This window comes from Pseudomonas sp. GV085, assembly GCF_003050925.1.
Classification (GTDB): domain Bacteria; phylum Pseudomonadota; class Gammaproteobacteria; order Pseudomonadales; family Pseudomonadaceae; genus Aquipseudomonas.
In genome coordinates, this window is the sequence record NZ_QAOV01000035.1 from 1 (window position 1) to 1824 (window position 1824).

The window sequence follows — 1824 nt, forward strand, 5'->3', positions numbered from 1 at the left end:
GACGCGCCGGTCAGAACCGTGCAGACCAGCTATTGGGAGCTGCACTGCCGCATGCAGGACGGCGCGGGCGACGGCACCGTTCCGGTGAGTTCTGGTCGTGCGCCGGTCAGGCAGGCACGCAAGGATTCGATCCGCCAGCAAGTCCAGGCGCCCGGCTTCGATCATGAAGCGTCGTACGCCAATCCGTTAACCCAGCAATTCACTCTTTACTCCCTCATCAAAATCGCAGCGAAAGCCAAGAGGCCGCTATGCGCCGGTTGACCGCTTTTTTTACAGGCCTGCTGTTGGGGGCGGTCGCCGGGTGCACCGCCTTCAAACAGCCCACCGAACAGGAGAAACAAACCGTGCACGAATTGACCAGCAACATGCGCACCTGGGCGCTGGGCCGAGGCCTGATCGATCTGCCCGCCAACTGGAGTGGTGGCGGGGATGTGAAGCTGTACTACGGATTGGGAGCTGATCACTCAAGCGTTGAGGTCTTGATCTTGGGGGAGGGCGTGACGCAGGAGCGATTTGATGCGGCCTTGCAGGAGCGGGCGCGTCGGATCTCGGCGGTTAAGAACTATAAGAATTCAGATATGTCGATGCTGGTGTCGGCGAAAATGGCCTCACCCAGGGAAAAGTTGCTGCAGTACTACAAGCAAGCAACACGCCGCCAAACATTCGTTCATGAGTCTCATCTGCTGATCGATGACGTCTACGTCATGCTCAGAGCTCAATCCTACGACGGCGATACGGATCCCGTTCAAGCCCAACTATTAAAGCTGTCGAAGGAAATCTTCAAAGTCACCCCCGAAAATGCCGGCGCGGGGTTTGCGCTTGGGCCGATTGTGATCCGCAGTCATCACGATCAGGAGATAGCCAGCTTCGAGTTCAGTCCTCCTGCCTCGGATGTCTCACTGAGCATCTACATCAACGCATTATCACCTGATGATGAAGAGCGTTTGCATGTTCGCACTCCAAAAGACGGGCAAATTTTTCTCGCAGGTGATTACGAAAATCTGCGCACTGGAAAAATCATGTTGGCCGGCATGCAAGCCGAAGAGTCCCTGATCGGCTTCAGCGATGACACTCACCGTCAAATACTCTTCGTGAGCGAAAACTACCGGGACAATCCCTCGCTGGCTCGGCCTGGTATGAGCATCCGCTTGTCGGCAGGCGGCATGAAAGGAGAGCCAGATGATCCCGATGAGCCCGAAGACCTCGTCCGCTGGACCCTGCCCCAGTTCGCCAACAAAGGCTACGACCTGCCGCTCTGGCAACAACCTGCTTCACCAGACCCCGTCAACCCCTCCCTCACCGATTACGAAGCCATGGCCGTGTGGGACGCCATCCTCAAGTCCGTACGCATCCGCTACGGCTCAGTCGCGCCCAAGCCGGACCCTTGGGCGAACGACCGTGGCCCAACGGCCGAGGAGGCGGCCGAAAACAAACGCATCCTCGATGAGTTCATCGCCAGCTTTGAAAAGCGCAAACCGTTTCCAGGGGACAAAGATCAATGATCAGCACCCCCCAGCCTCATCTGCGCAGGCGGCGCCTGTTTTTCACATGCTTGACGCTTGCGTTGCTCACGGGGTGCACCGCCTTCAAACAGCCCAGTGAACAGGAGAAACAAACCGTGCACGAACTGACCAGCAACATGCGCACCTGGGCGTTGGGCCGAGGCTTGATTGATTTGCCTGCGAATTGGAATGGAGGCGGGGATGTAAAGCTCTATTACGGTCTGGGTGCCGATCATTCCTCCGTCGAGGTGCGTGTATTGGGCGAAGGCGTGACGCAGGAGCGCTTTGATGCCGCTTTGAATGAGCGGACCCGTCGAATTGC

At 57.7% G+C, this 1824-nt stretch carries 1 protein-coding gene and 2 pseudogenes; all 3 read left to right on the forward strand.

Translation table 11 applies throughout. The features are described 5' to 3' along the window. A pseudogene (locus C8K63_RS29920) lies at positions 1-261 on the forward strand (alpha/beta hydrolase); the annotation flags it as partial. Continuing rightward, positions 249-1502: a T6SS immunity protein Tli4 family protein gene (locus C8K63_RS29925; protein WP_108219965.1), complete on the forward strand. Its 1254-nt coding sequence runs from the start codon at positions 249-251 to the stop codon at positions 1500-1502. The pseudogene C8K63_RS29920 and the gene C8K63_RS29925, both read left to right, overlap by 13 nt. Further along, a pseudogene (locus tag C8K63_RS29930) lies at positions 1499-1824 on the forward strand (hypothetical protein); the annotation flags it as partial. The gene C8K63_RS29925 and the pseudogene C8K63_RS29930, both read left to right, overlap by 4 nt.